Source organism: Micromonospora jinlongensis (assembly GCF_013410645.1).
GTDB lineage: Bacteria > Actinomycetota > Actinomycetes > Mycobacteriales > Micromonosporaceae > Micromonospora > Micromonospora zamorensis.
Genome location: NZ_JACCHK010000001.1, coordinates 1,052,901 through 1,077,798, shown reverse-complemented (window position 1 = coordinate 1,077,798; position 24,898 = coordinate 1,052,901). Strand labels below are relative to the sequence as shown.

Sequence of the window (24,898 nt, the reverse complement as noted above, 5' to 3'; positions counted from 1 at the left end):
GTCCGTCACCGGAATCCCGTGCGGATCGCACGGTCCGACCGTGACATCTCGCACGGGTGGACCGGGTGCCGGGCGGTCCTAGGATCGGTGCGTGGCGAGCGAGGCGGTGACCCCCCGGGCGGACCGCCGGCTGCACCGGGCCCGCCGGGCGACGCTGCTGTCGCTGGCCACCGGCGTGTGGGCGAGTGTCCTGCTCCCCGCGGTCGGCCTGACCCGGGAGCCGTCCGCCGGCCGCGTCGCGCTCGGTGCGGTCGGGATCCTCCTCTTCGCGGCCACCCAGACCGCTGTGCTGTACGCGGCGGTCACCCCCTGGCTCGCGCAACGGTGGCGACGTCGCGCCCAGCTCGGCCTGGTCGTCGTGGCGGCGCTGACCGTGCCGTTGGTGGCCCCGGTCGCGGCCGGGGCCTGGCCGACCTGGGCGTGGATCGGGGCCTCCCTGGTCGGAATGGCACCCTTGCTGGTCCGACTCCCGGGCGCGCTGGCCGTCACCGCCGGCACCCTGCTCGTGTCGGCGGCGGTGGCCGGGTGGACCGGCGGGTCCGTGGGGCGGTCCCTGACCGTGACCGGTGGCGTCGGGGTGGGCGTGGCCGCGGTCAACTGGTTCCAGGTCTGGTTCTGGGACCTGCTGGTGGAGGCCCGGCAGGGTCAGGCCGCCCAGGCCCGGCTGGCCGCCGCCGAGGAGCGGCTGCGCTTCGCCCGTGACGTGCACGACCTGCTGGGGCACAGTCTCACCGTCATCGCGCTGAAGGCCGAACTCGCCGCGCGGCTCGCACCGGTCGACCCGGAGCGGGCCGGGCGGGAGGCCGCCGAGGTGCAACGGTTGGCCGCCTCCGCGCTCACCGAGGTCCGCGAGAGCGTGCACGGCTACCGGGCCGTCGACCTCGGTGAGCAACTGGCCGCCGTGGCAGACGTGTTGCGCTCCTGCGGGGTGCGCTGCACGGTGCCGCCACGCGTCGACCTGCCTCAGCCGGCCGCCACCGAACTGGCGGCGGTGCTGCGCGAGGCGGGCACCAACGTGCTGCGGCACAGCCGGGCCGAGTGGTGCCGGATCCACATCGACCGGGACGAGAACGGGGCCAGGATGACCATCGCCAACGACGGTGCCGACGACAGCGGCCCGGACGAGCACAGCCACGGCCTGCGCGGCCTGGCCGACCGGCTGGCCGCGGTCGGCGGAGAGCTGCAAGTCCGCCGGGAGGACAGGGTGTTCACCCTGGAGGCGACCGTGCCGGTGCCGTCGTGATCCGTGTCCTGCTCGCCGACGACGAGGACCTGATCCGGGTCGCGGTCGCCGCGCTGCTCGGCCTCGAACCAGACATCGACGTGGTGGCCCAGGCCGCCGACGGACCCACGGCGGTGACCGCGACGCTCGCGCATCGCCCGGACGTGGCGGTGGTGGACCTGGAGATGCCGGGTCTGGACGGCATCGCGGTGGCCGCCGAGCTGGCCCGGGTCCGTCCTGAGTGCGCGGTGGTCGTGCTGACCGGGCACGGCCGCCCGGGGCACCTGCGTCAGGCGCTGACCGCCGGGGCGCGCGGTTTCGTGCCGAAGGGCTCGCCCGGTAACGCGCTCGCCGACGTGATCCGCCGGGTGCACACCGGCGGACGGTACGTCGACCCGTCGCTCGCCGCCGACGCGTTGACCCTGCCGACGTGCCCGCTGACGCCACGGGAGTTGGAGACGCTACGGCTTGCCGAGTTCGGCGCACCGGTCGCGGTGATCGCCCGCCGGGTGCACCTGTCCACCGGCACCGTCCGCAACCACCTCTCCGCCGCCGTACAGAAGCTCGGCGCGACCGACCGAACCGAAGCCGTCCGCACCGCCCGAAACAACGGCTGGCTCTAACCCCACCCCCGCCCCCCACGCCCACCCCCCCTCGCCCGCCCGCGTCGATCATGAAGTTAGCGTCGCGACACGCCGGCATCGACGCCGCTAACTTCATGATCGACGCGGGGGTGGGCTGCGCGAAACGCGTTGCGGTGGGGATCAGTCGGTTGGGCCGGCGCAGTGCTCGCTAGCGTGTCGGGGTGCGTACCGTGGAGCTGGTCTGCTCGCCCGGGTTGGACGCCGAGGTTCGGGCGGTCTGGGACCGGTTGGCGGCTGCCGGGCTACCGACCCTGGCCCGCAACACCCACCCGACCAACCGGCCGCACCTGACCCTCGCCGCTGTCGACGAGTTCCCGCCCGGCGTCGAGCGCCGCCTCGCCGAGCTGTTCGACACCGCGCTCCCGATGCCGGTCACGCTCGACCGCGTTGTCGTCCTCGACGGCAGCGCCCCGCTGGTCTGGCTCGTGCAGTCCACGCCGGCGCTGATCGCGCTGCACGCCGCCGTCTGGGACGTTCTCGCCGACGCCGACGGGCACCGCCCGTGGCACGCGCCTGGGGTGTGGGTGCCACACCTGAGCCTGGCCCTGCGCTTTCGCAACGCGGACCTGCGGTTGGCCCGTGCCGTCACCGGTGGGCAGCGCCCGACGGGGGACTTCGACGCCGCGCGCAGCTACGACGGCACGGACCGGACGGTGACACCGCTGACCACGCCGTAGGCCCGTGGCGGCGTGTCAGGGGCCTCAGTTGCAGCTCCCACCGCCACCGCCATCGCCGCCTCCGCCATCGCTCCCGCCACTGAACTCGCCGCCGCCGCTGCCGCCTGAGCCGCCGGCGTAGCCGTGGCGGCCGTCGTTGAAGGGCAGTTCACCGCGGATGCCGCGGGGCTTGGGTCGTTTGCCCGGCCCCGCGAGGTGTTGCAGGCAGACGCGGTCGGAGACCGGGAAGCACTCGCCACGGCCTCCGCAGTCGGCCAGGTATCGTTTGCCATTCTGGACGCGCACCTCCTGATCCACCCGGAACAGCAGGGGAAGGCCGGTCGGACCACAACCCTCGTCCCGGCGGCCGTGGTTCAGCGTGGCGAGCAGGGCGCTGCGATCGGTGTTGGTCATGCCCGCGCTGGTCGTGAACCTGGGCTGGTGCGGCAGAGGGCGCCCGAACGCGGCGTCGCAGAAGGTGGCGTAGTCCTGCGTATGCCGGGTGAGTTCCTGCCACAGATCGTCCACGACCACCGACGGCACCGACAGCTTCGCACTGCTCTGGCGGGCGACGATCCGGAACCACTGCCGGGTCGCGGTTTCGACGAGGACGATGTCGTCGTCGCTGAGATGGGGGTGCCGATTCAGTAGCTGCTGCCGCGCGCTGGCAGGGAACTGCAGGTCGGTCACGGCGCGGAGTCGGCGAGGGGTGCTGTTGCTTCTGAACGTCGTCCAGTTCATGCGGCTGCTTCCATCCGCCCACGGTGCGGGCGCTAGGGCCTCGACTTGCCGAAGTGGCGCCGCGGCTCCTTCAGGGTAGGGCAGTTGGCAAGTGCGTCACCGGACACGACGTTGACCGGGTCGAAGGGCCCCCTGCACGTCGGCAGGGGGCCCGCCGGTCTAGCGGTAGAAGCGCAGGTAGTCGAATTCGGCGGTGACCGCCGGTTCGGCGCCGCCGTGCGCCACCAGGCCGATCCGGGGAGTGGTGTCGGCCGGGAACGTCCATACCGCACCCCACGTCCAGGTGCGCCCGTCCCGGCTGGAACCGGCCCGGAACTCGTGCTCGCCGGTGGCCGGGTCGACGTGGTGCGCCAGTCGCAGCCAGGTGGTGGTGGCCGGGGTGCCGACGATGCTGCCGCCGTAGACCGGCTGGCCGGCGAAGGGCACCTCGTAGCCGTACTCGACCTGCCGGGTGTTCCAGATCGCCACCTGGGTCAGCCGGGCGAACCGGTCGTCGTCCACGTAGGCGACCAGGCCCGCCTGCTGGTAGTTGCGGACGGAGTCCTCGCCCAGGTCCAGCGTCACCTTCGTCTCGGCGACGTAGTCGCCGCGCGGCGCGTCGCGCAGCAGCACACCCGCCGTGTTGCCGGTGCCGGTCAGGTCGGCCGACTGCACCGGCCAGCGCAGCGCGCCGTCGGCGGCGGTGACCGCCGGGTCCTCGCGGACCCACCGCCAGTCCCCGTCGAGCCCATCGGTGAACTCGTCGGAGTGCGCCCGCAGCGGCGCTCCGACGCGGGGCTCAGGCACCGCCCGCTTCGCCGGCTGGAACAGTCGGGCCACGCTGACGTTGTCGAACTCGGCCGGACCACCGACGGCGGCCAGCCCAGGGCGCCCCGCGACCGGGCGGTCCAGCCGAAGCGACACCACGGCGACCTGGTCACCGAGGCGGGCTGGGCTCAGCTCGGCGACGAGTTGCTGCCCGCGTACCTCGATGGCCAGGTTGTGCGGGTCGGCCAGGTCGAGCCCGACGGGCAGCGGTGTGGTCGCGCGGCGGCGGCCGTCGCTGGCCACGAGCCGGCCGGCGGCTGCGTCGACGCGGACCTCGACCCGGTCGCCGAGGGTGACCCCGGCGCTGGTCGCGCCGGTGAGCCGTAGGTCGGTCTCCGCGCGCACGTGACCGCCGACGGTGGTACGACTGGTCAGCGCGCCGCTGCCGACGAGCCGGCCGACGGTGACCCGCCACTGGCCGGTGACACGTCGCCAGTCGGCCAGCCCGGTGCTGTCGAACCGGTCGTCGACCCGGCCGGTGGTCACGGGTGCGGGTCGGGTGCCGTCGGACGGGCCGGCGCCCGCGTTCACGGTCGGCCAGCCGTCGATCCAGTCGAGCCGGTCGAGCAGCATCGGGCGTTCGTTGATGCCGAACGGCTCGTCGAGGTACGGGTCGGTGCGGTCGATCGCGTGGTAGACGATCCAGTCCTGACCGGACAGGTCGGTGAGGAAGCCGTTGTGCCCGGTGCCGATCCACCGGTTGCCGTTCTGGGTCAGCACCGGCGTGCCACCCGCCCGGGACGCGGTCAGCGCGACGCCGTCGCGGTCGGTGAACGGGCCGCGCGGGCTGCGGGCGCGTCCCACCTGGACGGAGTAGCCGGTGGCTGGGCCGGCGCAGCAGTTGGCCGTGGAGGCGAACAGGTAGTACCAGTCGTCGTGGCGCAGCACGTAGCTGCCCTCGAACTTGTTGTCGATCGCCACCTGCGTCGGTGTGCCCACGGCGGTCAGCCCGTCCGCGCTGAGTTCGGTGACCGAGATGCCGCCGTAGTAGCTGCCGTAGTAGAGGTAGCTCCGGCCGTCGACGTCGGTGAACTGGCTGGGGTCGATGGTCCACAGGTAACCGCCGCCCCCGCCGGGGCGGGGTGCCACCACGGGTTGCGCGGCGAAGGTCCACGGGCCGGTCGGGGTGGGTGCGGTGGCAGCGCCGATGGCGTAGTCGCTGCCCTCGGCGGAGACGGTGGTGTCGGTGACCGTCACGTACATGACCCACTGATCGCCGACGCGGCGCACGTCAGGTGCCCAGAAGGCCGCACCGGGCGCCGCGTACGGTGGCCGCTGCTCGGGGCCGAACGCGTCCCCGACGTAGGTCCAGTCGACCAGGTCGGCCGAGCGGGCGGTGGGCACCTGGTGGAACTCGTGCTCGCCCTCGCGCAGCGGGTCGGTGGTGCCGTAGGCGTACCAGAAGCCGTCGTCGCCCCGCACGATGACCGGGTCGGCGAACGTGTCGCCCACCCCGACGGAGATCGGATTGTCGTAGCGGGACGGCCCGCCGGAGCCGGCGGCAGGTGGGGGCGCCAACGTGGCCAGGATCAGACCGAGCGCGGCGGTGAGCGCGCCGCCGCGGCGAAGGTGTCGCATGTGGACCTGCCTCGGGGGAGTGGGCGTGGGGTCGTGCCCTCGTTTCTACAACGATGGATACAACGTTGTAAAGAGATCCACGCCTGCGGTCTCGAGTGCCCGCGTGCCGCACCCGGCCGCTCACCGCGCCGTTGGCCGGGGCGATGATGGGGCCATGAATGGTGGCACCGAGGGCCGGGGAATGGCCGAGCTGGCCGCGCTGCTGGCCGACGGCACCCGGGCCGGCATCTGCCTCGCGCTGCTCGACGGCCGGGCGTGGACCGCCGGGGAGTTGGCCCGCCGCGCCGGAGTCGCCCCGTCGACGGCCAGCGACCACCTCACCCGGCTGGTCCGGGGCGGGCTGCTCGTCGAGGAACGGCAGGGCCGGCACCGCTACCTGCGGCTTGCCGGGCCGTCGGTGGCTCAGCTGATCGAGGACCTGGCCGGGCACGCGCCGACCCCACCCGCGCCGGTCGGGTCGTTGCGGGCCGCCACCGCGAGTGCCGCCCTGGCGTACGCCCGGACCTGCTACGACCACCTCGCCGGGCGCCTCGGTGTGCTGATGTACGACGCGCTGCTGTCCGACGGACGGCTGGACCGGTCCAGTGGGTTGGCGCTGACCGCCGACGGGTGGGCGTGGGCGGCCGACCTGGGCGTACCCGTGCAGGTGCTGCGCACCGCCCGCCGCCCGGTGGTCCGCGACTGCCTGGACTGGACCGAACGCCGCCCGCACCTGGCCGGGGGGCTCGGTGCGGCACTGTGCCGCCGCTTCACCGACCTGGGTTGGATCACCCAGGGCGCCGGCCGCGCGATCCGACTCACCCCGATCGGTCGCGTCGCCCTGCCCGAGACCCTGCACGTCCCGGGCGACACCCTCACCCCCACGTCGCCCCGGACACCCACCAGCGGCCGAGCCTGACCCTCCCGCCGCCGTGCGCGACACGGCGGCGGGACTGTTCGGTGGGGAGCGAAGGGTTCGGGTTCTACGGTCGGGCCGTGACTGACACCTGGCCTGACATCGCTCCCGCTCCCGGAACGCCGGACTGCGGCCCGCCCACGTTCGCGCCGGAGCGCGGTTGGTGGGTGACACGGCACGCCGACGTGCGGGCGGCGCTCACCGACCCGGCCTTCCGCGTGCCGGCCGTCGAGAGCGGCCCGCCCGGGACGCTCGCCTGGCTGCGCGCCTCGGTCAGCCGGTTCAGCCCACCGCAGCGGCACGCGGAGCGCCGGTCGGTCGTGGTGAGCGCGCTGGCCGAGCTGGATCCGGACGAGCTGCGGCACGAGGCGGCCCGGCTGACCGTCGCTGTCCTGGACCGGGCCGGCGACCGCCTCGACGTGACGCGTGACGTGGCCCGTCCGGTGCCGCTGCGGGTGCTGGCCGGTCGGCTCGGTCTCGCCGATCCGGCAGCCGCCGGGACGGCGGTCGCTGTCGTCGCTGCCGCGTACCACCCGGGGGTTGATCCGGCGCTGGCCCGGCGGGCCGACCAGGCGGTCGCGACGTTGCTGGCGCTCGCGCCGCCGGCCCCGCCGGAGGTACGGGCGAACCTGATCGGTCTGCTGGTCCAGGCGTGCGACGCGACGGCCGGTCTGATCGGTGCCGCCGCCCACCACCTGCTACCCCCGCGCGGCGGCCTGCCGGGCGGCGCGCCCGGACTGGCGGAGACCGACGCGATGCTGGCCGAGGTGCTGCGGCTCGACCCGCCGGTGCGGGCGACCCGGCGCGTCACCACCGCCGGGGTACGCCTGGGTGGGCGGGACGTGCCCGCGGACAGTCCGGTGCTGCTGCGCTTCGACGCCGCCAACCGTGACCCGCGGGTGTTCTCCGACCCGGCGGCGTTCCGGCCCGGTCGGCCCGGCACGGGTCTGCTGACCTTCGGGGCGGGGGAGCGCGGCTGCCCCGGCGACCGGCATGCCCTGGCCCTGGCCGCCGGGGTGTTCGACGCGCTGCGCGCACGCTGTTGGCGTCTCCGGGCCGACCTGCGCCACGAGCCGCACCCGACCCTGCGTGTCCCGACCAACCTGGAGGTGAGCGTCCGATGACCGACCGCCGTGCCGAATTCCGCGCCCTGCACTACACCGGCCGCCCCCTGCTGCTGCCGAACGCCTGGGACCACGCCTCGGCAGCGGCGCTCGCCGCGCGCGGCCACCCGGCCATCGGCACCACCAGCCTCGGGGTCGCCGCGGCCGCGGGCCGACCCGACGGCACCGCTGCCACCGCGGAGGAGACCCTGGCCCTGGCCCGCCGGCTGGCCAACCTGCCGGTGCTGCTCAGCGTCGACATCGAGGCCGGGTTCAGCGATGACCCGGCGGCGGTCGCCGGGTACGTGGCGGAGCTGGCCGGGCTCGGCGTGGTCGGGATCAACCTGGAGGACGGACGGGCCGACGGCACCCTCACCGAGCCGGAGTGCATCGCCGCCAAGGTCGCGGCGGTGAAGGCGGCGGTGCCGGACCTGTTCGTCAACGCCCGGACGGACACCTGGTGGCTCGGGGTGGACGACCCGCTGCCGCAGACTCTCGCCCGGGCCCACGCCTACCGGGCCGCCGGCGCCGACGGAATCTTCGTGCCCGGCATCGGCGACCCGGCCACGTTGCGCGTGCTCACCGAGCGGATCGACGCCCCGGTGAACGCGCTGTACCAGCCGGGCGGGTCAGGGCTGGACGAGCTGGCCGCCGCCGGGGTTGCCCGGGTCAGCACCGGCTCCCTGCTGTTCCGGGTGGCGCTGGCCGCCGCGCTCGCCGCCGCCGAGGAGGTACGCGCCGGTGGGCTCGCGGCGCCGGAAGGGCTGCCGTCGTACGCCGAGGTGCAGGGCCTGGTGCCGCCGAGCGCCGGTGCCCAACCGGACGGTCGGCTCCCTTAGGAGTAGATAGGAGGATTGTTCGGTCCACTCCGGTCTCGGCAATTACGGTGTGTTACAGGGCGAACCACCCAGTGTCGTGACCGGAGAAGGGACCCCGTCATGCGAGTGCCCAGCCGTAGCCCGGGACAGCAACCCGGTTCGCCCGCGTCGCCCACCGCCCCGGCACGCCGCCGGCCCTCCGGCGCGACTCCCCGCCGCGTTCCCACCCCCGAGCCGGACCTCGCCGCCTACCGGACGGCCGTCGCCGAGCTGCTGGTCGAGGTCGGCGCGCTGGCCGACGCGTCGAGCACCCGGGCTCGACAGGTGCTCATCGACGAACGACTGCGCGAGCCGGCGCTCGCCGACGTCCTCGACGCCACCCCGCAGGGGCTCATCGGCGCCCGCGAGACGCTGCTGCTGGAGATGGCCCGCTACCAGCCGAACGAACGCACCTCGGCGCGGGACCTCACCGCGCTGGTCCGGATCTACCTGCTCTCCCGCATCGACGTGCTGTGGTGGCAGGACGCCCCGACGTTCCTCACCGACGACCAGGTCAACGGCAGCGCCGAACTGGTCGACCTGGAATGGCTGCGCCGCCGCGACCTGTTGGGCTTCCGCTACCAGGAGCAGCCCGCCACCATGCTGGGCCGGGCGGCGCGCGGGCTGCGTCGGCGGTTGCGACCGGACCTCACCCCGCGTACGGCGGGGCTGCTGTTCCGTCGGGCACGGCGCGAGGTGGTGGCGCTGCTCAACGACATCGCACGCGAGTTCGCCGCCGCCGCGCCGCCGGCCACCCCGCCGCTGTGGGTGACCAGCCTGGTCCGCAGCGCCGAGCACCAGTACCGGCTGCGCCGCCTGGGCTACGCCGCGATGCTGCCTAGCGGGCACTGCCTCGGCTACTCCGTCGACGTCGAGCTGGCCTGGTTCGAGCGGTTCGGCGCGCGGGACACCCTCGCGGAGCTGCTGCTGAACCGGCAGCGGGCCGGGGAGCTGAACGTGATCGACGAGGGGCAGGCCTGGCACCTGTGCCTCGCGCCCACCGCCCGGCGTCGCCTGCGCCGGGCCTACGAGGCCGAGATGGGGGTCTGACCCCGGTGTGCGGCATCGCGTTGAGCATCGGCCCCGAGGCCGACCCGGCGACGTTCCGGCGAATGCTCGCCGTCCTGGCCCCCCGCGGTGAGGTCACCGAGACCCGGTCCGAGAACGGCCTGCTCGCCGGCACCCGCCGGCTACGGGTCGTCGACCGGGACCGGGCGGTGCAGCCGTGGACCTCGACCGACGAGCGCTGGCTGCTCTGCTTCAACGGCGAGATCTTCAACTACCGGGAGCTGCGGGCCCAACTGACCCGCCTCGGGCAGGCCTTCCGCACCGAGAGCGACACCGAGGTGCTGCTCGCCGCCTTCCAGCAGTGGGGCGAGGCGGCGGTGACCCGGCTGCGCGGCGAGTACGCCTTCGCGGTCGTCGAGCGGGCCACCGGCCGGGCGTACCTGGCCCGCGACCCGATCGGGGTCAAGCCGCTGTACTGGTCCCGCCGGCCCGGCTGCCTGCACCTCGCCTCCGAGGTCAAGGCACTGGTCGGGCACGGTGCCCCGATCGCCGAGGTGCCGCCCGGGCACCACGGCTGGGCCGAGGCGGACGGGCACGTGCGGCTGAGCCCGTACGTCGACCTGCTCACCATCGGTGACGGCCTGCCGATCATCGACGACCCGGACGAGGCCGCCCTGCTCGTCCGTGCCGCGCTGAGCGACTCGATCCGGATGCGGGTGGAAACCGACCTGACCGTCGGGGTGGTGCTCTCCGGTGGGCTGGACAGCTCGCTGACCCTGCGGCAGGTGCGCGACATCCACCCGGACTGCGTGGCGGTCACCGTCGGCGCTGCGGACAGCCCCGACGTGGCGTACGCCCGGCGGCTCGCCGCCGACCTCGACGTGCCGCACGTGGTGGTCGAGCTGCGTCCGCGCGACATCCGGCTCGCCGACGTCCGCGAGGCGATCCGGATCTCCGAGCTGACCGAGTACGGCGACATCATCAACGCGGTCGTCTCGGTGCCGATCTTCCGGCGGCTCCGTGACCTGGGCATCAAGGTGGTGCTCACCGGCGACGGCTCCGACGAGCTGTTCGGCGGCTACCGGATGTATCACCAGGTCGGCCCGGCCGCGGCGCGCCGACTGTTCCTGCACCGCATCCGCAATCTGTGCCGTACGGAGTTGCAGCGCGTCGACCGGGCCGCCATGGGGCACGGGGTGGAGGCGAGGTTGCCGTTCCTCGACCTCAACCTCGTGGAGCTGGCGATGCGGCTGCCGCTGGATCTGAAGCTGCGCCACGGGCAGGAGAAGTGGATCGTCCGGCGGGCGTTCGCCGACGTGCTGCCCGACTACATCCTGCGCCGCCCGAAGAACCCGATGTCGTACTCGTCGGGGTTGCACGAGCGGGTGCGGCTGTACAAGCCGCTCTTCGCTCGGCTGCACCGCTCGTTCGGCTACGACCTGCAGGAGCCGGTCCGCCGGGACTTCGACAGTGTCCTGAGCCGCTGCGGCAACGACCTGGACCGGGCCATCGCCGACGGGCTGACCCGGCCCGACTACACGGTGCTGGAGCATGCCCGCGACCTGGTCGGCGCGGCCAAGTGGAACGCCGCGCCGATGGTCCGCCGGCTGGTCGGCCCGCGTCCGGCCCGCCGCTGAACCGCCCCGCGCCCCACGCTTGACTCTGACACGGTGTCAGGGACGAGCGTGGAGGGACCATGTTCACCATCGGAGACTTCGCCAGACTCGGCCGGGTGTCGGTGCGGATGCTGCGCCACTACGACAGCATCGGCCTGCTGCGCCCCGCCAGCGTCGACCCGCACACCGGTTACCGCTTCTACCGCGCCGACCAGCTGCGCCGGCTCAACCGGGTGATCGCCCTCAAGGAGCTGGGCCTCACCCTCGAACAGGTGCGCGCGATCGTCGACGACGCCGTCGACGTGGCCGAGCTGCGCGGCATGCTGCGGCTGCGCCGCAGCCAGCTCGCGGAACAGCTGGCCGCCGACACCGCCCGTTTGACGGCCGTCGAGGCGAGGCTGCGAATGATCGAGTCGGAGGGTCGGATGACCACCCAGGAGGTCGTACTCAAGGAGATCGTGCCGGTCCGCGTCGCGGAGCTGACCGCGGTCGCGCCCAGCTACCAGGGCGAGGACATCGGCCCGGTGATCCAACCGCTCTACCCGGAGCTGTTCCGTCGGCTGGCCGGCGCCGGGATCACGCCGGCGGGGCCGAGTATCGCCTGGTACGAGCCGGCCCCCGGCGACGACGGCGACGCGGTGGTGGTGCACGCCGGGGTGACCGTGGGGGCCGGGGCGGAGGCTGCCTCCGACGTCGCGGTGGTGGACCTGCCCGCGGTACGCACCGCCGCGACGATCATCCACCACGGTCCGATGGACGACGTGGAGCAGAGCATGCAGGTCCTCGCCCGGTGGATCGAGGACAACGGGTACCGCACCGACGGGTTCGCCCGTGAGGTGTACCTCGACTACTGCCCGGACGCCCCGGAGAAGGGCGTCACCGAACTCCAGCTCGCCGTCCACCGGGACTGAGTGACCGGCGGACCAGCGTCAGGTCCGATCGCCGCCAGCACTCCCGCCGTCACCGCGCCAGGCTGGACCGATGACGAACAGCACCACGTTCCGCGTCCACGCCCTGCCGGCCGCGACGCTCGACACCGTCCGCGGGACCGGCCGGGACGCTGCCGGCCGGCCCGTCGAGGCGCTCCGAGCCGGTGGCGGCGAACCCCTGCGCTGCTGTCTGCGCGATGCCGACGAGGGCGAGGAGCTGCTGCTCTTCGGGTACGCGCCGCCGGGCGCCGCCGGCCCGTACCGGGAGATCGGACCGGTCTTCGCGCACGCCGCCGCCTGCCCCGGCCCGGACCCGGCGGGCGGGCACCCGCCGGCCTGGCGGGGGCGACCCCAGGTCCTTCGGGCGTACGACCGGCACGGCCGGATCTGCGGCGGCCGGCTGCACGACGGCACGGACCCGGAGGGGGTGATCGCCGAGCTGCTGGCCGACCCGACGGCGCGGGAGCTGCACAGCCGCAACGTGGTGTACGGCTGCTTCATGTTCGTCGTGCGGCGGGCGACCGGGTGACGCCGGCCCTGCTGTCCGTGCCCGGCGCGAGCGCTCAGCTGACCAGCAGCAACGCGCCGACCGCGGCGAGGGTGCCGGTGACCGCGAGCACCGTGCTGGTCACCACGAACCGGGTCACCGGCACCCGCACCCCGGCGGCCCGGCACCGCTCGAACCACAGCAGGGTGGCCAGTGACGCCCAGGGGGCGGCCAGCGGGCCGACGTTGGTGCCGATCAGCAGGGCCAGCAGGCGGATGTGATCGCCGGCCGGCAGCACCGACTCGCCGGCCAGGTAGGCGGGGAGGTTGTTCACCGCGTTGGACAGCAGCGCGCCGGTGCCGCCCGCGCGCAGAGCGCCCAGCGCCCCGCCGTCGGCGCCGAGCAGGTTGCCCACCAGGTCGTCCAGCCCGTGCCGGCCGAGGGTCTGCACGACCAGGAACAGGCCGGTGACGAAGAGCAGCAGGCGCACCGGCACCAGCCCGGGGCGCAGCGTTGCGGGGGACCGGACCACGAAGCCGAGCAGCACCAGCGCGAGCGCGACGGTGGAGGCGAGCCCGATCTCCACCCCGGCGACGATGCCGGCGACGAAGAGCAGGCAGCCGGCGAGGGCGGTGCGGTGCAGCACCGGATCGGCCGGTACGTGCCGGGCCGGCGCAACGAACCGTCCCCCGACCGGCCGCTCGCGCCGCCACCAGGCGTACCAGAGCAGCGCCATGGTGACCGCCACCGCGGCGAGCTGCGGCAACGCCATCCGCTCGGCGTACGCCAGCGGTGTCAGTCCGACCCGGTCGGCGGCCAGCAGGTTGGTCAGGTTCGACACCGGCAACAGCAGGCTGGCGGTGTTCGCCAGCCAGACGGTGGTGACCGCGAGCGGGGCGGCGGGGACGCGCAGGTTGCGGGCCAACGCGAGCAGCACCGGGGTGAGCAGCACGGCGGTGGTGTCGAGGTTGAGCACGAGGGTGGTCGCCGTGGCCAGCCCGCCGCAGAGCAGGAACAGGGCCGCCCAACTGCCCCGGGCGGCGATGGCCAGCCGGCTGGCCAGCACGTCGAAGACGCCGGCGACGGCGGTCAGCTCGGCGAGCACGATCACGGTGCCGAGGAAGAGCAGCAGCGGCAGGACCCGGTGCACTGTCGCGGTGGACTCCGCGCGGGGCAGCAGCCCGCTCAGCGCGCAGGCCGTGCCGATCACGGCGAGGACGACCGCGACCAGGTCCAGCGGGTGGGGTCGCCAGCGCCTGGCCGGGTTGGGCGGTGCGGGCGGCGCATCGGCGACGGCGGCAAGCTTCACGTCTGACCACGTTCGCATGACGGCCGGTCTGCCGCCCGCGCTGGCACCGCCGTCGTGACCAGCCCCACCATCGCCGGGCCGACCACCGGGGGAGCGCGGTTGACGGCCCGGTGCGGGGAACCAGACAGACCGGGCGGACCTGCCCGAACACGACCGGGCCCGGCCCCGAGGATCAGGGGCCGGGCCCGGTTTCGTGCCCGGTGCCTACCAGCCCAGGTAGCTAGGCTGGGTCTGCACGTTGAGCTCCTTGTAACGGGTCAGGTTGGCCGTCCAGGTGCGCCAGTCGTTCAGCTCCAGGACGTCCAGGCCCTTCACCATGTCGTTGGAGTAGATGTGGCCGTTGTAGTAGTACGCGGACCAGGTGCCACCACCGACGGGCTTGTCGGCCGACAGCGGGCCGCGCTCCCAGAAGGCGATCTCCTTCGGCTTGGCCGAGTCGGTAAAGTCCCAGACCGAGATGCCACCCTGGTACCACGCCTGGACCATGATGTCCTTACCGAGCACCGGGATCAGCGAGCCGTTGTGCGCCACGCAGTTCTCGGTGTCGGCGTTGTTGCGGGGGATCTTGTAGTAGCTGCGGAAGTTCATCTTCCGAGCGTCACCGCGGCCGCTGATGTCATAGATGGCATCCGCGCCCCGGTTCGGTCCGACGGCCTCGTTGCAGGTCGCGGCGCCGCCGCCACCCAACTCGTCGGTGAAGATCACCTTGGTGCCGGCGTTGTTGAAGGTGGCCGAGTGCCAGAACGCGAAGTTGACCGTGTCGCGGACCCGGTTGATGACCCGCGGCTTCTCACGGTTCTTGATGTCGAGCAGGATGCCGTCACCCATGCACGCGCCGGCGGCCAGGTCCTTGGCCGGGTAGACGGTGATGTCGTGGCAGCCGGTGGTCGCCGAGCCGGTCTCACTGCCCGGGAAACCGCCGTCCGGGAAGAGGTTCGGGGCTGCGATCACCGCGGCGTCGGTCGGCTTCTTCACCGGCACCTTGATGATGGAGATCGAGTCGTGCGGCGGCTGGCAGTCCGGGAACTCGGCCCGCGGGCTGTACGACGAGACGTACAGGTAGACCGTCTTGCCGCTCTTGCCCGGCACCAGGGTGTGGGTGTGTGAGCCGCAGGCCGTCTCGACGGACTTGATGTACCGCGGGTTTGCCTTGTCCTTGATGTCGAAGACCTTGATGCCCTCCCAGGACTCCTTCACGTCCGCCCCCTGCGCGGTGCTGTTGCAGGAGTCGTCGCTGCGGGACGAGTCGGTGGAGAGGAACAGCAGGTCACCGTGGACGGAGATGTCGTTCTGCGACCCCGGGCAGAGCACCCGGGACACGACCGTTGGCGCGTTCGGCCGCGAGATGTCGTAGATGACGAAGCCGTTGTAGTTGCCCGCGAAGGCGTACTTGCCCTGGAAGGCGATGTCGCTGTTGGTCGCGTCCAGCGGGGCGACCTTGGGCACGTTGGCGATCTGGCGCAGGTTGGGGCTGCTCACGATCTCGTCGACGCCGGGGATCGTGTTGGTGGGGGCGGCAGCTGGCGCCGCCTGGGGGACCACCTGGGCGTTGCTCGCCGGGGCGACGAGGACGCCGGCGACGAGGAAGCCGGTCGCGGCGAGCGCCACGATGCGGAGTTGTCGTAACCGTGGCTTGTGGAGTCTGATCATCGGCGAGGCCCTTCGCAAGGGGAAGACGATGGTCGACACCTTACCGTCCGGAGAAGAACGTCGATGTGACCTGTGTCACATGAAAGTGTCTTCTTCAATGGATAACATCGCGATGACCTCGACCCCAGGGAGTTGCCCATGACCAACCGGCGTGCACGGACCCTGGCGATCGTCACACTGGCGCTTGTGCTGCCGCTGGTCGCCTTCATCGTGAGCCGCTCCGGGGACGACACCGCAACGGGGGCAGCGAGGCCGGCCTCCGCGCCCGCCACCTCCGCGCCCCCCGCGTCGCCCTCGGCCAGCCCCGTGCCCACCGACCTGACCGTCATCGCGCCCGGTCGCCCGGGTGAGGCGGCGACCACCCGCGCCGCCCACGAGGTCCGCGACGCCGGCCCGGCGCCGCACAACTCGTTGGACGTCTGGTTCGTACGGATGATGATCCCGCACCACGCGCAGGCCCTGGCAATGGCGGAACTCGCCCCCGACCGGGCCGCCGACCCCGACATCCGCGCGCTCGCCGACCGCATTCGCGCCAGCCAGGGGCCGGAGATGGGGATGATGCGGGGCTGGCTCCAGACCCGTGGGCTCCCGGCGGAGGTCCAGGGGCACGACCACGGCACCATGCGCGGCATGCAGACACCCGAGGCGATGCGGCAGCTCGCCGCGACCCGTGGCGCGGACTTCGACCGGCTCTTCGTGCGGATGATGACCGAGCATCACGAGGGCGCCATCGAGATGGCCACCAACCTGCTCAAGGTCGGTTCCGACCTGACGCTCAACGAGTTCGCCAACTCGGTCGCCACCGAGCAGACCGTCGAGATCGACCGCATGCGCGAGGTCCTCGGGGGCTGAGCCCGGCTTCCCGGCACGTACGCTGGGTGACCGTGAGACGCACCGTGTTCGGTCGGCCGTTGCGCGGCGTCGCCTTCGACGTGGCCGTGTCCGCCCTGGTGGCGCTTGTCAGCCTGACCGCCGCGGTGAACCAGCCCGGCGGCTGGGCGGCCACCCTGGTCGGTGTGGCAATGGCGTCGGCGCTGCTGTTCCGCCGCACCCACCCGAGCGCGGTGACCGTGGTGGTCGCGGCGCTCGCCCTGGTTCAGGTGATCGCCGAGTGGGGCCCGCTCGTCTACGACGTCGCCGTCCTGATCGCGCTCTACAGCGTGGTGAAGTACGGCGAACGGCTCCGCGACGGCGTGGTGGCCGGCGCGGTCGCCGCCGTCGGTGTGCTGCTCGCCGCCGCGCAGACCCCCCACGTCGTCCAGTGGTGGATCACCGCGCTGTGGTACGCGCTGGTCACCGGCGCGGTGTGGTTGGTGGCGCTGAACGTGCGGACCCGCCGGCTCTATGTGCTCAGCCTGGAGGAACGGGCCACGACCCTGGAACGGGAACGGGAGGCCGAGTCCCGGGCGGCGGTCGCCGAGGAGCGCACCCGGATCGCTCGTGAGCTGCACGACGTGGTCGCCCACAGCATGGCGGTGATGATCGTCCAGGCGGACGGCGCCCGGTTCATGCTCGACCGTGACCCCGCCCAGGCGCGTACCGCCGTCAAGGTGGTCGCGGACACCGGCCGGCAGGCACTGGAGGAGATGCGCCGACTGGTCGGCGTCCTGCGCGAAGCCGGCCCGGGCAGCGGCGCCGACGGAGCCGACGGGCTCGTGGTGGCCGCCGACCCGGAGCACCGGCGCCTGGCCCTGGCCGAGTTGCCCGACCTGCTGACCCGGTTCGGTGACGCCGGGCTGCGCATCCGCAGCACCGTCACCGGCGCGCCGCCGGCCCTGCCCCCGGGCCTGGAGCTGACCATCTACCGGGTGGTGCAGGAAGCACTGACCAACGCGCTCAAGCACGCTGGCGTCGGTGCCGGCGTCGAGGTCTGCCTGGCCTACACCACCGAGGCCGTCGTCGTCCGCGTGGTCGACAACGGCCAGGGCCGCCCGCTGGTCAGCCCGACGCCGTCGGGCGGTCACGGCCTGCTCGGCATGCGGGAGCGGGTGACGGTGTACGACGGCAGCCTCACCGCCGGCCCCCGACCCGCCGGGGGCTGGCAGGTCGAAGTGCGGCTACCGCTACCGTCGGAGCCGGCAACGGAGGTGATCGCGGCATGACGATCCGGGTGGTGATCGTGGACGACCAGGCGCTGGTCCGCGCCGGGTTCCGGATGGTGCTGGACTCCCAGCCCGACCTGGAGGTGGTCGGCGAGGCGATCGACGGCGCGGACGCCCTGCGGGTGCTCGCCCGCACCGAGGCGGACGTCGTCGTGATGGACATCCGCATGCCGACCATGGACGGGGTGGAGGCGACCCGGCGGCTCTGCGCCGACCGGCCCGCGGGCCCGCCCCGGGTGCTGGTGCTGACCACCTTCGACACCGAGGCCGACGCGTTCGCGGCCCTCCAGGCCGGCGCGAGCGGCTTCCTGCTCAAGAACGTCCCACCGGAGGAACTGCTCGCCGCGATCCGGGTGGTCGCCCAGGGCGACTCCGTGGTGGCGCCGTCGATCACCCGGCGGCTGCTGGACCGTTTCGCCGGGCAGCTCGGCGCCGGCCCGAGCGCCGACCCCCGGCTGACGCAGCTCACCGACCGGGAACGGGAGGTGCTGCTGCTGGTCGCCCAGGGGCTGTCCAACGCGGAGATCGCCGCCCGGGTGCACGTGGCCGAGGCGACGGTCAAGACCCACGTCGGGCGGATCCTGGCAAAGCTCCAGCTGCGCGACCGGGTCCAGGCGGTGGTCCTGGCGTACGAGAGCGGGCTGGTCACGCCCGGCGGATGACGCCGCGTACGACCTGGGTCGTAGCAGCCGGCGTGTGCACCGCGACCCGGGACGCAGGCAGGTCGAGCGCACAGGTGGAGATGGACGCACCGACACCGGCCATAGCGTCGGAGGGGTCCGATCCGCCACCTGCACCGGGAGCCCCGCTTGATCCGCCTGACCCTGCGCTCGCTGCGTGCCGAAGCGCTGCGCATGCTGCTCTCCGCGCTGGCCGTCGTGCTCGGTGTCGCGTTCGTCGCCGGCACCATGATCTTCGTCGACGGGATGCGCGCCGGCACGTACGAGCGGGCCGGCACCTTCGACCGCCACACCGACCTCGGCGTCTACTCGGCCGGCCGTGAGCTGTTGCCCCCGACCCTGGTCGATGAGGTGCGCGCCGTCGACGGGGTGGCCGCCGCAGCCGGTGAGCTGACCAACACCGCCGGGGTCGTCGGCGTCGACGGTCGCCCGGTGCTCGGCTTCACCGTGCTCGCCGCCATCCCCACCGAGGACGCCCTGCGCTCGTACGACGTGGTCGCCGGCCGGCTGCCCGACCGTGTCGGGGAGGTGGTACTCGACGCGCCGACGGTCGCCAAGGAGGGCTTCGTGCTCGGCACGCCGGTCCGGGTCGGCGGATCCGGTGGCCCGGCCCGCCCGTACACCCTGGTCGGCACCGTCGACGTGGCTGGCACCGCCCGCGACGTCGGCGGTCCGTTCGTCGGCGTGGTCGGGCCGGACGCGCTGGCTCTCGCCGGCGAGCGCGGCTACGGCCGCATTCTGGTGGCGGCTCGACCGGGGGCCTCCGTCTCGGCTCTGAGCGACCGGGTGCGCGCCGTGGCGGGCGCCGAAGCCACAGTGAAGAGTCGCCAGCAGATCCTGGACGAGGCCGTCGAGGACGCGGTGCGCAACGTGGACCAGTTCCGGATGCTGTTGCTGATCTTCGTCGGGGTCGCCGTGGTGGTGGCGGGATTCGTGATCGCCAACACCTTCGCGATCGTGCTGGCCCAGCGCACCCGGCGGACCGCGCTGCTGCGCCTGATCGGGGCGACCCGCGGGCAGGTGTTCCGGGCCGCCGTGCTGGAGTCGGCCGTGCTGGGGCTGGTCGCCTCCGCGCTCGGGGTCCTGCTCGGCGTGAGCCTCGCCGGCGGGATGGGACTGGTGATCTCCCGACTGGACGTGCCGGTCGCCGGTGGCCTGACCGTGTCCGGTGCGACCGTCCTGACCGGCATGCTGCTGGGTACCGCGCTGACCGTGTGCGCCGCCCTGCTGCCGGCCTGGCGGGGGACGCGGGTCGCCCCGGTGGCCGCGCTCACCGATGCCGCGGTGCAGCCAGCCCGGAGTGCTGGCCGGGTGCGACTGACCTTCGGCGCGGTGGTACTGGCCACCGGGGTCGCGGCGCTGGTCGGCGCCGCCAGCGCCGGCCAGCTGATCCTGGTGGCCGGCGGTGGGGTTCTGGCCTTCTTCGGGATCGTCCTGTTCGGACCGGTGCTCGTCCCGGCCCTGGCCCGGGTGTTCGGCTGGCCGACACGGCGCGTGTTCGGGGCGACCGGAGCCCTCGCCGTGGCCAACACGGTCCGCAATCCGCGGCGCGTCGCCGCGACCGCCACCGCCCTGGTGATCGGGATCGGACTGGTGTCGGCGTTCATGGTCGGCGCGCGCAGCACCAAGGACGGCATCGAACGCAGCGTGGACGCCCAGATCGGAGCCGACTTCGTGGTCAGCGGAATCGGCCAGGATCTCCCTGCCGCGCTCGCCGGTGAGCTTGCCGCCCGCCCCGAGTTGGGGGTGGTGCACGAGCAGCGCAGCACGGTGGTCGCCGACGTCGAGATCCGGGCGGCCCACCCGGCGCTGGTCGGCCGGACGCTGGAGCGGGTGCTGGCCGGCGACGCCGGTCGGGTCGGGCCGGGGCAGGTGCTGGTGCACAGTGAGCTGGCGCAGGCACGCGGCTGGCAGGTCGGCTCGCCGGTGACCGTCCAGGGCCGGTCGTTCCGGGTGGCCGCGGTGGTCACCGACGACACCCGCGCCGACGGCGCGCCGGCCGGGCACGTCATCGACATGGCCGACGAGGACTTCGCCGCGCTCTTTCCCGCCCGCCGCGGCTACCTGGCCGAGATCGACCCCGCCACCGGGGTGAGCGCCGAACGGGCCCGGGAGGCGATCGAGGCGGTGCTGGGCCGCTACCCGACGGTGAACCTGATGGACCAGGGGGCGTACAAGAAGATGCTGACCGGCACCGTCGACATGCTCCTCGTCCTCGTCACCGCGCTGCTCGGCCTGGCCGTGGTGATCGCCCTGGTCGGTGTGGCGAACACGCTGAGCCTGTCGGTGGTCGAGCGCACCAGGGAGAACGCCGTGCTGCGGGCGGTCGGGCTCACCCGAGGGCGCATGCGGGCGGTGCTCGCCATCGAGGCGGTGCTGATGGCGCTGGTCGGCGCGGTGCTCGGAGTGGGACTGGGCACCGGGGTCAGCGCCTCCGCGATGGCACTGCTGACCCGCCTCGGCGGGGACTTCCACGTGGTGCTGCCGCTCGGCCAGCTCGGGCTGACCCTCGGCGTCGCGGTACTGGCCGCCCTGCTCGCCTCGGTGCTGCCCGCCCGCCGGGCGCTGTCCCGTCCGGTCGTCGAGGCGCTCGCCGACCAGTGACCGACGCGGTCCCGGCCGGGCGCGACCCGAACGGACATCCGCCGGCCGGCCCCGCCATCTTCCCCAGCGGCGGGACCGGCCAGCGGTGCCGGGTCTAGAGGCGCTCGACCGTCGGGCCGACGCACCGGTTGCGGGTGTCGAAGACGTAGCGGGCGTGCCGCACCACGAGGTCGTAGTCGATGCTGTCGTGGTCGGTGACCACCACCACCCCGTCGGCGGCGCTCACCTCCCGCTCCGAGAGCCCGACCACGGTGACCCCGGCTGGGATCTGGTGCGGCTCGGCGTACGGCTCCACCGCGTGGACCTCGGCGCCGAGGGCCTGCAGGCGGCGGGCCACGTCGACCGCGGGGGAGTCCCGCATGTCGCCGGTGTTCTTCTTGTACGCCAGACCGAGCAGCAGCAGTCGGGCGCCGCTGACGGCCCGGCCGCTCCGGTTCAGCCCCGCCATGATCCGCTGCGCGACGTGCTCGGGCATCTCGTGGTTGATGTCGTTGGCCAGCTCGATGAACCGGAACTGCCGGCCCAGGCGGCGCTTGACCTGCCACGACAGATAGCACGGGTCGATCGGCAGGCAGTGCCCGCCGACGCCGGGGCCGGGCCGGAACGGCATGAAGCCGAACGGTTTGGTCTCCGCGGCGTCGATGGCCTGCCAGACGTCGATGTCGAGGTGGTGCGAGAGCATGGTCAGCTCGTTGATCAGCGCGATGTTGACCTGGCGGAAGGTGTTCTCGATCAGCTTGGTCAGCTCGGCCACGCGGGTGGAGTCCACCGGCACGGTGCGGTGCACGAGGCGCTGGTAGAACTCGTCCACCCGGGTCAGTGACGCCGGGTCGACTCCAGAGACGACCTTCGGCGTGTTCTCCAGCCGCCAGTCCGGGTTGCCCGGGTCGATCCGCTCCGGGCTGTAGCCGAGGTGGAAGTCACCGGGGCTGGTCAGCCCGCTGGCCGATTCCAACAGCGGGCGCAGCAGCTCCTCGGTGGTGCCGGGGTACGTGGTCGACTCCAGGATCACCGTGCAACCCGGCCGGACGTACGGGCCGATGCCGACGCCGGCCTGCTCGACGAAGCTCAGGTCGGGGGTGCCGTCGCGCAGCGGGGTCGGCACGGTGATGACGCAGATGTCGAAACCCTCGGCGTCGGTGTACTCCGTGCTCGGGTGGTATCGGCCGGTGCTCAACGCCCGGCCCAGCCGGTCGGTCGGGATGTCCTCGATGAACGACTCACCCGAGGCGAGACGCTTCACCCGATCGGCGTCGACGTCGAGACCGACCACGTCCAGCCCGGCCTCGACGGCACGCATGGCCAGCGGCAGTCCGACGTACCCCTGACCGATCACGACCAGCTTTTCAGCGCTCACCCAGGCTCCCGCGGCAGATGGAGGAAATGACCTGCAGAGAGCCTAGAGGCGTCTTCGGCGACGTAAGTCCGTTTTGGGGATATCGGTGCTGGTGGGACTGGGGGGTCAGCCGCCCACCGGGTCCTCCGGTGCGGTCGGTGGGCTCGTGGTGGGCGTCGGATCGGTCGCGGGCGGCGGGTTGCTCGGCGTACTGGTCTTCGGCGGATCGCTGGGCGGCGCAGTGGTGACCGTCGGCGTCGGCGTCGGCGGGCTGGTTGTCTGGCTGGGCTGGGCGTTCGGCGTGGCGGAGACCGAGGCCGACGGGGAGGTGTTGGGGGCCTGGCCCCGATCGGGTCGGCCCGGGTCGCCGGTGGCGACCTGCTCGTTCGCGGCCGGCAGGTCCAGCGGCCCGCTCGGCCTCACCGTCGGTGAGGTGGTCGGCAGATTGACCGCCGGGTCCTCGTCCCCGGCGTTGCGCGCCGCGCCCAGTGCGGCACCGAGCCCGACCAGCGCGACCAGCATGGCCGCCGCCGCACCGACCAGCGGGCCCCGCCGACGCTGGCGCCCGGCCTGCGCCCCGCTCGCGACCGCCGCGCCGGCCGGCACGTCGGTGCGGGTGCCCGGGCCAGCGTCGCGCAACGGGACCGGCGTCGCCATCGCCGTCGGCGGCTCGCCGCCGGTGACCGCGGTCCGGGCGGCCTCGGCCATCGCCGCGCCGCTGCTGAACCGGTCGAGCGGGTCCTTGGCCAGGGCCCGGGACACCAGGGCCCGGACCGCCTCCGGGATGTCGTGCGGCAGCTCGGGTGGTTCGTCGTCCAGGTGTCGCACGGCGACCTGGAGCGGGTTGTCGCCGGTGAACGGCGGACTGCCGGTGAGGCAGCAGTAGGTGACCGCACCCAGGGCGTAGATGTCGGTGGCGCCACTGACCGGCCGGCCGGCGGCCTGCTCGGGGGCCATGTAAAGGGCGGTGCCGGGCACCGCGTTGGTGCTGGTGATGCTGGTGATGTCGGTGGAACGGGCCACCCCGAAGTCCACCAGGACGACGGTGCCGTCCTCCTGCACCAGCAGGTTGCTGGGCTTGACGTCGCGGTGCACGATGCCACCGCGGTGTGCCGCGTTCAGCGCGGCGGCCGCCTGGGCCACGATCGACATCGTCTCGGCCACGTCGAGGCGGCCGGCCGTCTCGATCCGCTTGGACAACGGCTCACCGGCGACGAACTCCATGACGAGGTAGTCCGCCCGCCCGCCGTCGGGCAGATCATCCGCGCCGCAGTCGAAGACCTGCACGATGCCGGGGTGCCGCAGCGCCGCCATGATCCGGGCCTCGGCCCGGAACCGGGCGATGAAGTCGGGGTCGGAGACCAGCGCCGGCAGCAGGACCTTGACCGCCACCTGCCGGCCGAGGATCAGGTCGGAGGCACGCCAGACGTCGCCCATACCGCCGGTGGCGACACGTTCGTCCAAGCGGTACCGACCGCTGAGCACGACCTCCGATGACAACACCGCATTACCGTACCTAGAGCGGCGCCGCGCGGCGCGCCGCGGCCAGCCGGCCGACCGGTTGATACACATCGGGTCATCCGGCTTGACCTCTGTGGACGCTGCGTCTCCGTGACCAGGCCGCGACGGGGTGTGACGAAAACTGACATCTTTCGGCATGGGAACGCTGGATGGTCGCAAAAATCCGCCGTTAGTCCCAGAGCGCGCTCCCTGGCCACTCGCTGTGACGACAACACGCCGTCCCGCCGGGTTGATAATTGTCACTCTTCCGTGACACGGTGCCGACTTGCTCGTCGGTGGTCCCCCTCCTAGCGTTAGCCCGGCTCGGGCCCGCCCGGCGACCTCGGCGCGGTCGTGCCGCCTCGCCCACCCTGGCGTCGGCCCCGGACGTCCTGCCCGCGCCACTTCGGTAGCGGGCGCGATCAGATCGGCGGGGGGCGGTGCGGGTGCGGGAGTTGGTCGGCGGGTCCTCTCGTACCGCGTGGTCTGCCTCCGCCCGGCGGATCGGGCTGGCGCGCCCCGGGCAGTGCACGGGTTGCGGATGACCGGCGACCTGTCGGAAGCGGTCGGCGCGGCACAGAGCGGGGACGAGGAGGCGTTCCGCTTCCTCTACCGCAGCCTCCAGCCGGGCCTGCTGCGCTATCTGACCGCCCTGGTCGGCGCGGATGCCGAGGACGTCGCCTCTGAGACCTGGCTGCAGATCTCCCGTGACCTGCCCAGCTTCACCGGCGGCGAGTTCCGGGCCTGGACCGTCACCATCGCCCGCAACCGGGCGATGGACCACCTGCGCCGAATGCGCCGCCGCCCGTCACTTCCGGTCCCGGTGCAGGCGCTCGCCGACCTCGCCAGCGACGCGGACACCGCCGAGGGGGCCAGCGAGACGATCGGCACCGAGACCGCCCTGGCGCTGATCGCGACCCTGCCTCCCCGCGAGGCCGAAGCCGTCCTGTTACGGGCGGTGATCGGGCTCGACGCCGGGTCCGCCGGCCGTGTGCTCGGTCGTCGGGCCGGTGCCGTTCGAACCGCCGCCCACCGAGGCCTGCGGCGGCTCGCGGCGATGCTGGAGCGCGAGGACCCGGCCGGGTTGTCCGTCGGCGTCGAGGGGGTGCCGGCGCCCCGCACCGCCGGCAGCCCAGCCCTGCGGGCGTCGCACACCGAGCCGGCGGATGGCTGA

21 protein-coding genes are annotated in these 24,898 nt (G+C 73.3%); 15 read left to right on the top strand and 6 right to left on the bottom strand.

The genetic code is table 11. The features are described from left to right. Positions 1 to 91 precede the first annotated feature (91 nt). The 3 genes from HNR22_RS04490 to HNR22_RS04480 all read left to right on the top strand — a co-directional run bounded on the left by HNR22_RS04490 (position 92) and on the right by HNR22_RS04480 (position 2,543). Entirely contained in the window at positions 92 to 1,243 is a 1,152-nt protein-coding gene (locus tag HNR22_RS04490; RefSeq protein WP_179779205.1) for a histidine kinase, read from the top strand. Further along, positions 1,240 to 1,845, top strand: coding sequence for a response regulator (locus HNR22_RS04485; protein WP_179779204.1), 606 nt, complete (start codon positions 1,240 to 1,242; stop codon positions 1,843 to 1,845). Before HNR22_RS04490 ends, HNR22_RS04485 begins: the two co-directional genes overlap by 4 nt. A 182-nt stretch (positions 1,846 to 2,027) precedes the next feature. Then, a complete protein-coding gene (locus HNR22_RS04480) occupies positions 2,028 to 2,543 on the top strand; it encodes a 2'-5' RNA ligase family protein (RefSeq protein WP_179779203.1) in 516 nt (171 codons plus the stop codon). Positions 2,544 to 2,567: 24 nt separating this feature from the next. Here the strand turns inward: HNR22_RS04480 and HNR22_RS04475 are convergent, their stop codons facing one another. Next, positions 2,568 to 3,212, bottom strand: a complete 645-nt coding sequence (locus HNR22_RS04475) for a glycine-rich domain-containing protein (RefSeq protein WP_179779202.1) — start codon at positions 3,210 to 3,212, stop codon at positions 2,568 to 2,570. Positions 3,213 to 3,422: 210 nt separating this feature from the next. Continuing rightward, positions 3,423 to 5,648 (bottom strand): glycoside hydrolase family 43 protein, encoded by a 2,226-nt coding sequence (locus HNR22_RS04470; RefSeq protein ID WP_179779201.1) that lies wholly within the window; start codon positions 5,646 to 5,648, stop codon positions 3,423 to 3,425. 154 nt (positions 5,649 to 5,802) lie between these two features. On the opposite strand from HNR22_RS04470, the gene HNR22_RS04465 reads away from it, so the two are divergent. From HNR22_RS04465 to HNR22_RS04435, 7 genes are all read left to right on the top strand, one after another. Then, positions 5,803 to 6,546, top strand: coding sequence for an ArsR/SmtB family transcription factor (locus tag HNR22_RS04465; protein ID WP_179779200.1), 744 nt, complete (start codon positions 5,803 to 5,805; stop codon positions 6,544 to 6,546). A 77-nt stretch (positions 6,547 to 6,623) separates the two neighbouring features. Further along, positions 6,624 to 7,667 (top strand): cytochrome P450, encoded by a 1,044-nt coding sequence (locus HNR22_RS04460; RefSeq protein WP_343059677.1) that lies wholly within the window; start codon positions 6,624 to 6,626, stop codon positions 7,665 to 7,667. Then, complete coding sequence (locus HNR22_RS04455; RefSeq protein ID WP_179779198.1) at positions 7,664 to 8,485, top strand: isocitrate lyase/PEP mutase family protein; 822 nt, start codon at positions 7,664 to 7,666, stop codon at positions 8,483 to 8,485. The genes HNR22_RS04460 and HNR22_RS04455 overlap by 4 nt, the downstream gene beginning before the upstream one ends. 99 nt (positions 8,486 to 8,584) lie before the next feature. Further along, on the top strand, positions 8,585 to 9,553 hold the full coding sequence (locus HNR22_RS04450) for a DUF5715 family protein (RefSeq protein WP_179779197.1): 969 nt from the start codon (positions 8,585 to 8,587) through the stop codon (positions 9,551 to 9,553). 5 nt (positions 9,554 to 9,558) lie between these two features. Continuing rightward, on the top strand, positions 9,559 to 11,148 hold the full coding sequence (locus HNR22_RS04445; protein ID WP_179779196.1) for an asparagine synthase-related protein: 1,590 nt from the start codon (positions 9,559 to 9,561) through the stop codon (positions 11,146 to 11,148). Between the two features lie 59 nt (positions 11,149 to 11,207). Further along, positions 11,208 to 12,038 carry a MerR family transcriptional regulator gene (locus HNR22_RS04440; RefSeq protein ID WP_179779195.1) on the top strand — a complete coding sequence of 277 codons (831 nt, stop codon included), beginning with the start codon at positions 11,208 to 11,210 and terminating at the stop codon, positions 12,036 to 12,038. Between the two features lie 70 nt (positions 12,039 to 12,108). After that, positions 12,109 to 12,585, top strand: a complete 477-nt coding sequence (locus HNR22_RS04435) for a DUF1203 domain-containing protein (RefSeq protein WP_179779194.1) — start codon at positions 12,109 to 12,111, stop codon at positions 12,583 to 12,585. Positions 12,586 to 12,619: 34 nt separating this feature from the next. On the opposite strand, the gene HNR22_RS04430 is transcribed toward HNR22_RS04435, so the two are convergent. Both HNR22_RS04430 and HNR22_RS04425 read right to left on the bottom strand, forming a co-directional pair. After that, positions 12,620 to 13,870: an ArsB/NhaD family transporter gene (locus HNR22_RS04430; protein ID WP_179779193.1), complete on the bottom strand. Its 1,251-nt coding sequence runs from the start codon at positions 13,868 to 13,870 to the stop codon at positions 12,620 to 12,622. A gap of 186 nt (positions 13,871 to 14,056) precedes the next feature. After that, positions 14,057 to 15,502: an LVIVD repeat-containing protein gene (locus tag HNR22_RS04425; protein ID WP_179779192.1), complete on the bottom strand. Its 1,446-nt coding sequence runs from the start codon at positions 15,500 to 15,502 to the stop codon at positions 14,057 to 14,059. A gap of 138 nt (positions 15,503 to 15,640) precedes the next feature. Here HNR22_RS04425 and HNR22_RS04420 point away from each other — a divergent pair, with 138 nt between their 5' ends. From HNR22_RS04420 to HNR22_RS04405, 4 genes are all read left to right on the top strand, one after another. Next, positions 15,641 to 16,354, top strand: a complete 714-nt coding sequence (locus tag HNR22_RS04420; protein ID WP_179779191.1) for a DUF305 domain-containing protein — start codon at positions 15,641 to 15,643, stop codon at positions 16,352 to 16,354. Positions 16,355 to 16,380: 26 nt separating this feature from the next. Beyond that, positions 16,381 to 17,604: a histidine kinase gene (locus HNR22_RS04415; protein ID WP_179779190.1), complete on the top strand. Its 1,224-nt coding sequence runs from the start codon at positions 16,381 to 16,383 to the stop codon at positions 17,602 to 17,604. After that, complete coding sequence (locus tag HNR22_RS04410) at positions 17,601 to 18,266, top strand: response regulator (RefSeq protein WP_099853774.1); 666 nt, start codon at positions 17,601 to 17,603, stop codon at positions 18,264 to 18,266. Before HNR22_RS04415 ends, HNR22_RS04410 begins: the two co-directional genes overlap by 4 nt. A 147-nt stretch (positions 18,267 to 18,413) precedes the next feature. After that, entirely contained in the window at positions 18,414 to 20,888 is a 2,475-nt protein-coding gene (locus HNR22_RS04405; RefSeq protein ID WP_179779189.1) for an ABC transporter permease, read from the top strand. A gap of 94 nt (positions 20,889 to 20,982) precedes the next feature. Here HNR22_RS04405 and HNR22_RS04400 read toward each other — a convergent pair whose 3' ends face one another. Beyond that, positions 20,983 to 22,245, bottom strand: coding sequence for a nucleotide sugar dehydrogenase (locus tag HNR22_RS04400; protein WP_179779188.1), 1,263 nt, complete (start codon positions 22,243 to 22,245; stop codon positions 20,983 to 20,985). 105 nt (positions 22,246 to 22,350) lie between these two features. Further along, positions 22,351 to 23,727: a serine/threonine-protein kinase gene (locus tag HNR22_RS04395; RefSeq protein WP_343059676.1), complete on the bottom strand. Its 1,377-nt coding sequence runs from the start codon at positions 23,725 to 23,727 to the stop codon at positions 22,351 to 22,353. 538 nt (positions 23,728 to 24,265) lie between these two features. Between HNR22_RS04395 and HNR22_RS04390 the strand changes: the two genes are divergently transcribed. Beyond that, positions 24,266 to 24,898 carry an RNA polymerase sigma factor gene (locus HNR22_RS04390; protein WP_179779186.1) on the top strand — a complete coding sequence of 211 codons (633 nt, stop codon included), beginning with the start codon at positions 24,266 to 24,268 and terminating at the stop codon, positions 24,896 to 24,898.

Bases quoted from the DNA above. Each gene is read 5' to 3' on its own strand.
- HNR22_RS04470 (WP_179779201.1), bottom strand. From the start codon at position 5,648: ATGCGACACCTTCGCCGCGGCGGCGCGCTCACCGCCGCGCTCGGTCTG.
- HNR22_RS04450 (WP_179779197.1), top strand. From the start codon at position 8,585: ATGCGAGTGCCCAGCCGTAGCCCGGGACAGCAACCCGGTTCGCCCGCG.
- HNR22_RS04390 (WP_179779186.1), top strand. From the start codon at position 24,266: ATGACCGGCGACCTGTCGGAAGCGGTCGGCGCGGCACAGAGCGGGGAC.
- HNR22_RS04430 (WP_179779193.1), bottom strand. From the start codon at position 13,870: ATGCGAACGTGGTCAGACGTGAAGCTTGCCGCCGTCGCCGATGCGCCG.
- HNR22_RS04410 (WP_099853774.1), top strand. From the start codon at position 17,601: ATGACGATCCGGGTGGTGATCGTGGACGACCAGGCGCTGGTCCGCGCC.
- HNR22_RS04435 (WP_179779194.1), top strand. From the start codon at position 12,109: ATGACGAACAGCACCACGTTCCGCGTCCACGCCCTGCCGGCCGCGACG.
- HNR22_RS04455 (WP_179779198.1), top strand. From the start codon at position 7,664: ATGACCGACCGCCGTGCCGAATTCCGCGCCCTGCACTACACCGGCCGC.
- HNR22_RS04425 (WP_179779192.1), bottom strand. From the start codon at position 15,502: ATGATCAGACTCCACAAGCCACGGTTACGACAACTCCGCATCGTGGCG.
- HNR22_RS04465 (WP_179779200.1), top strand. From the start codon at position 5,803: ATGAATGGTGGCACCGAGGGCCGGGGAATGGCCGAGCTGGCCGCGCTG.
- HNR22_RS04420 (WP_179779191.1), top strand. From the start codon at position 15,641: ATGACCAACCGGCGTGCACGGACCCTGGCGATCGTCACACTGGCGCTT.
- HNR22_RS04440 (WP_179779195.1), top strand. From the start codon at position 11,208: ATGTTCACCATCGGAGACTTCGCCAGACTCGGCCGGGTGTCGGTGCGG.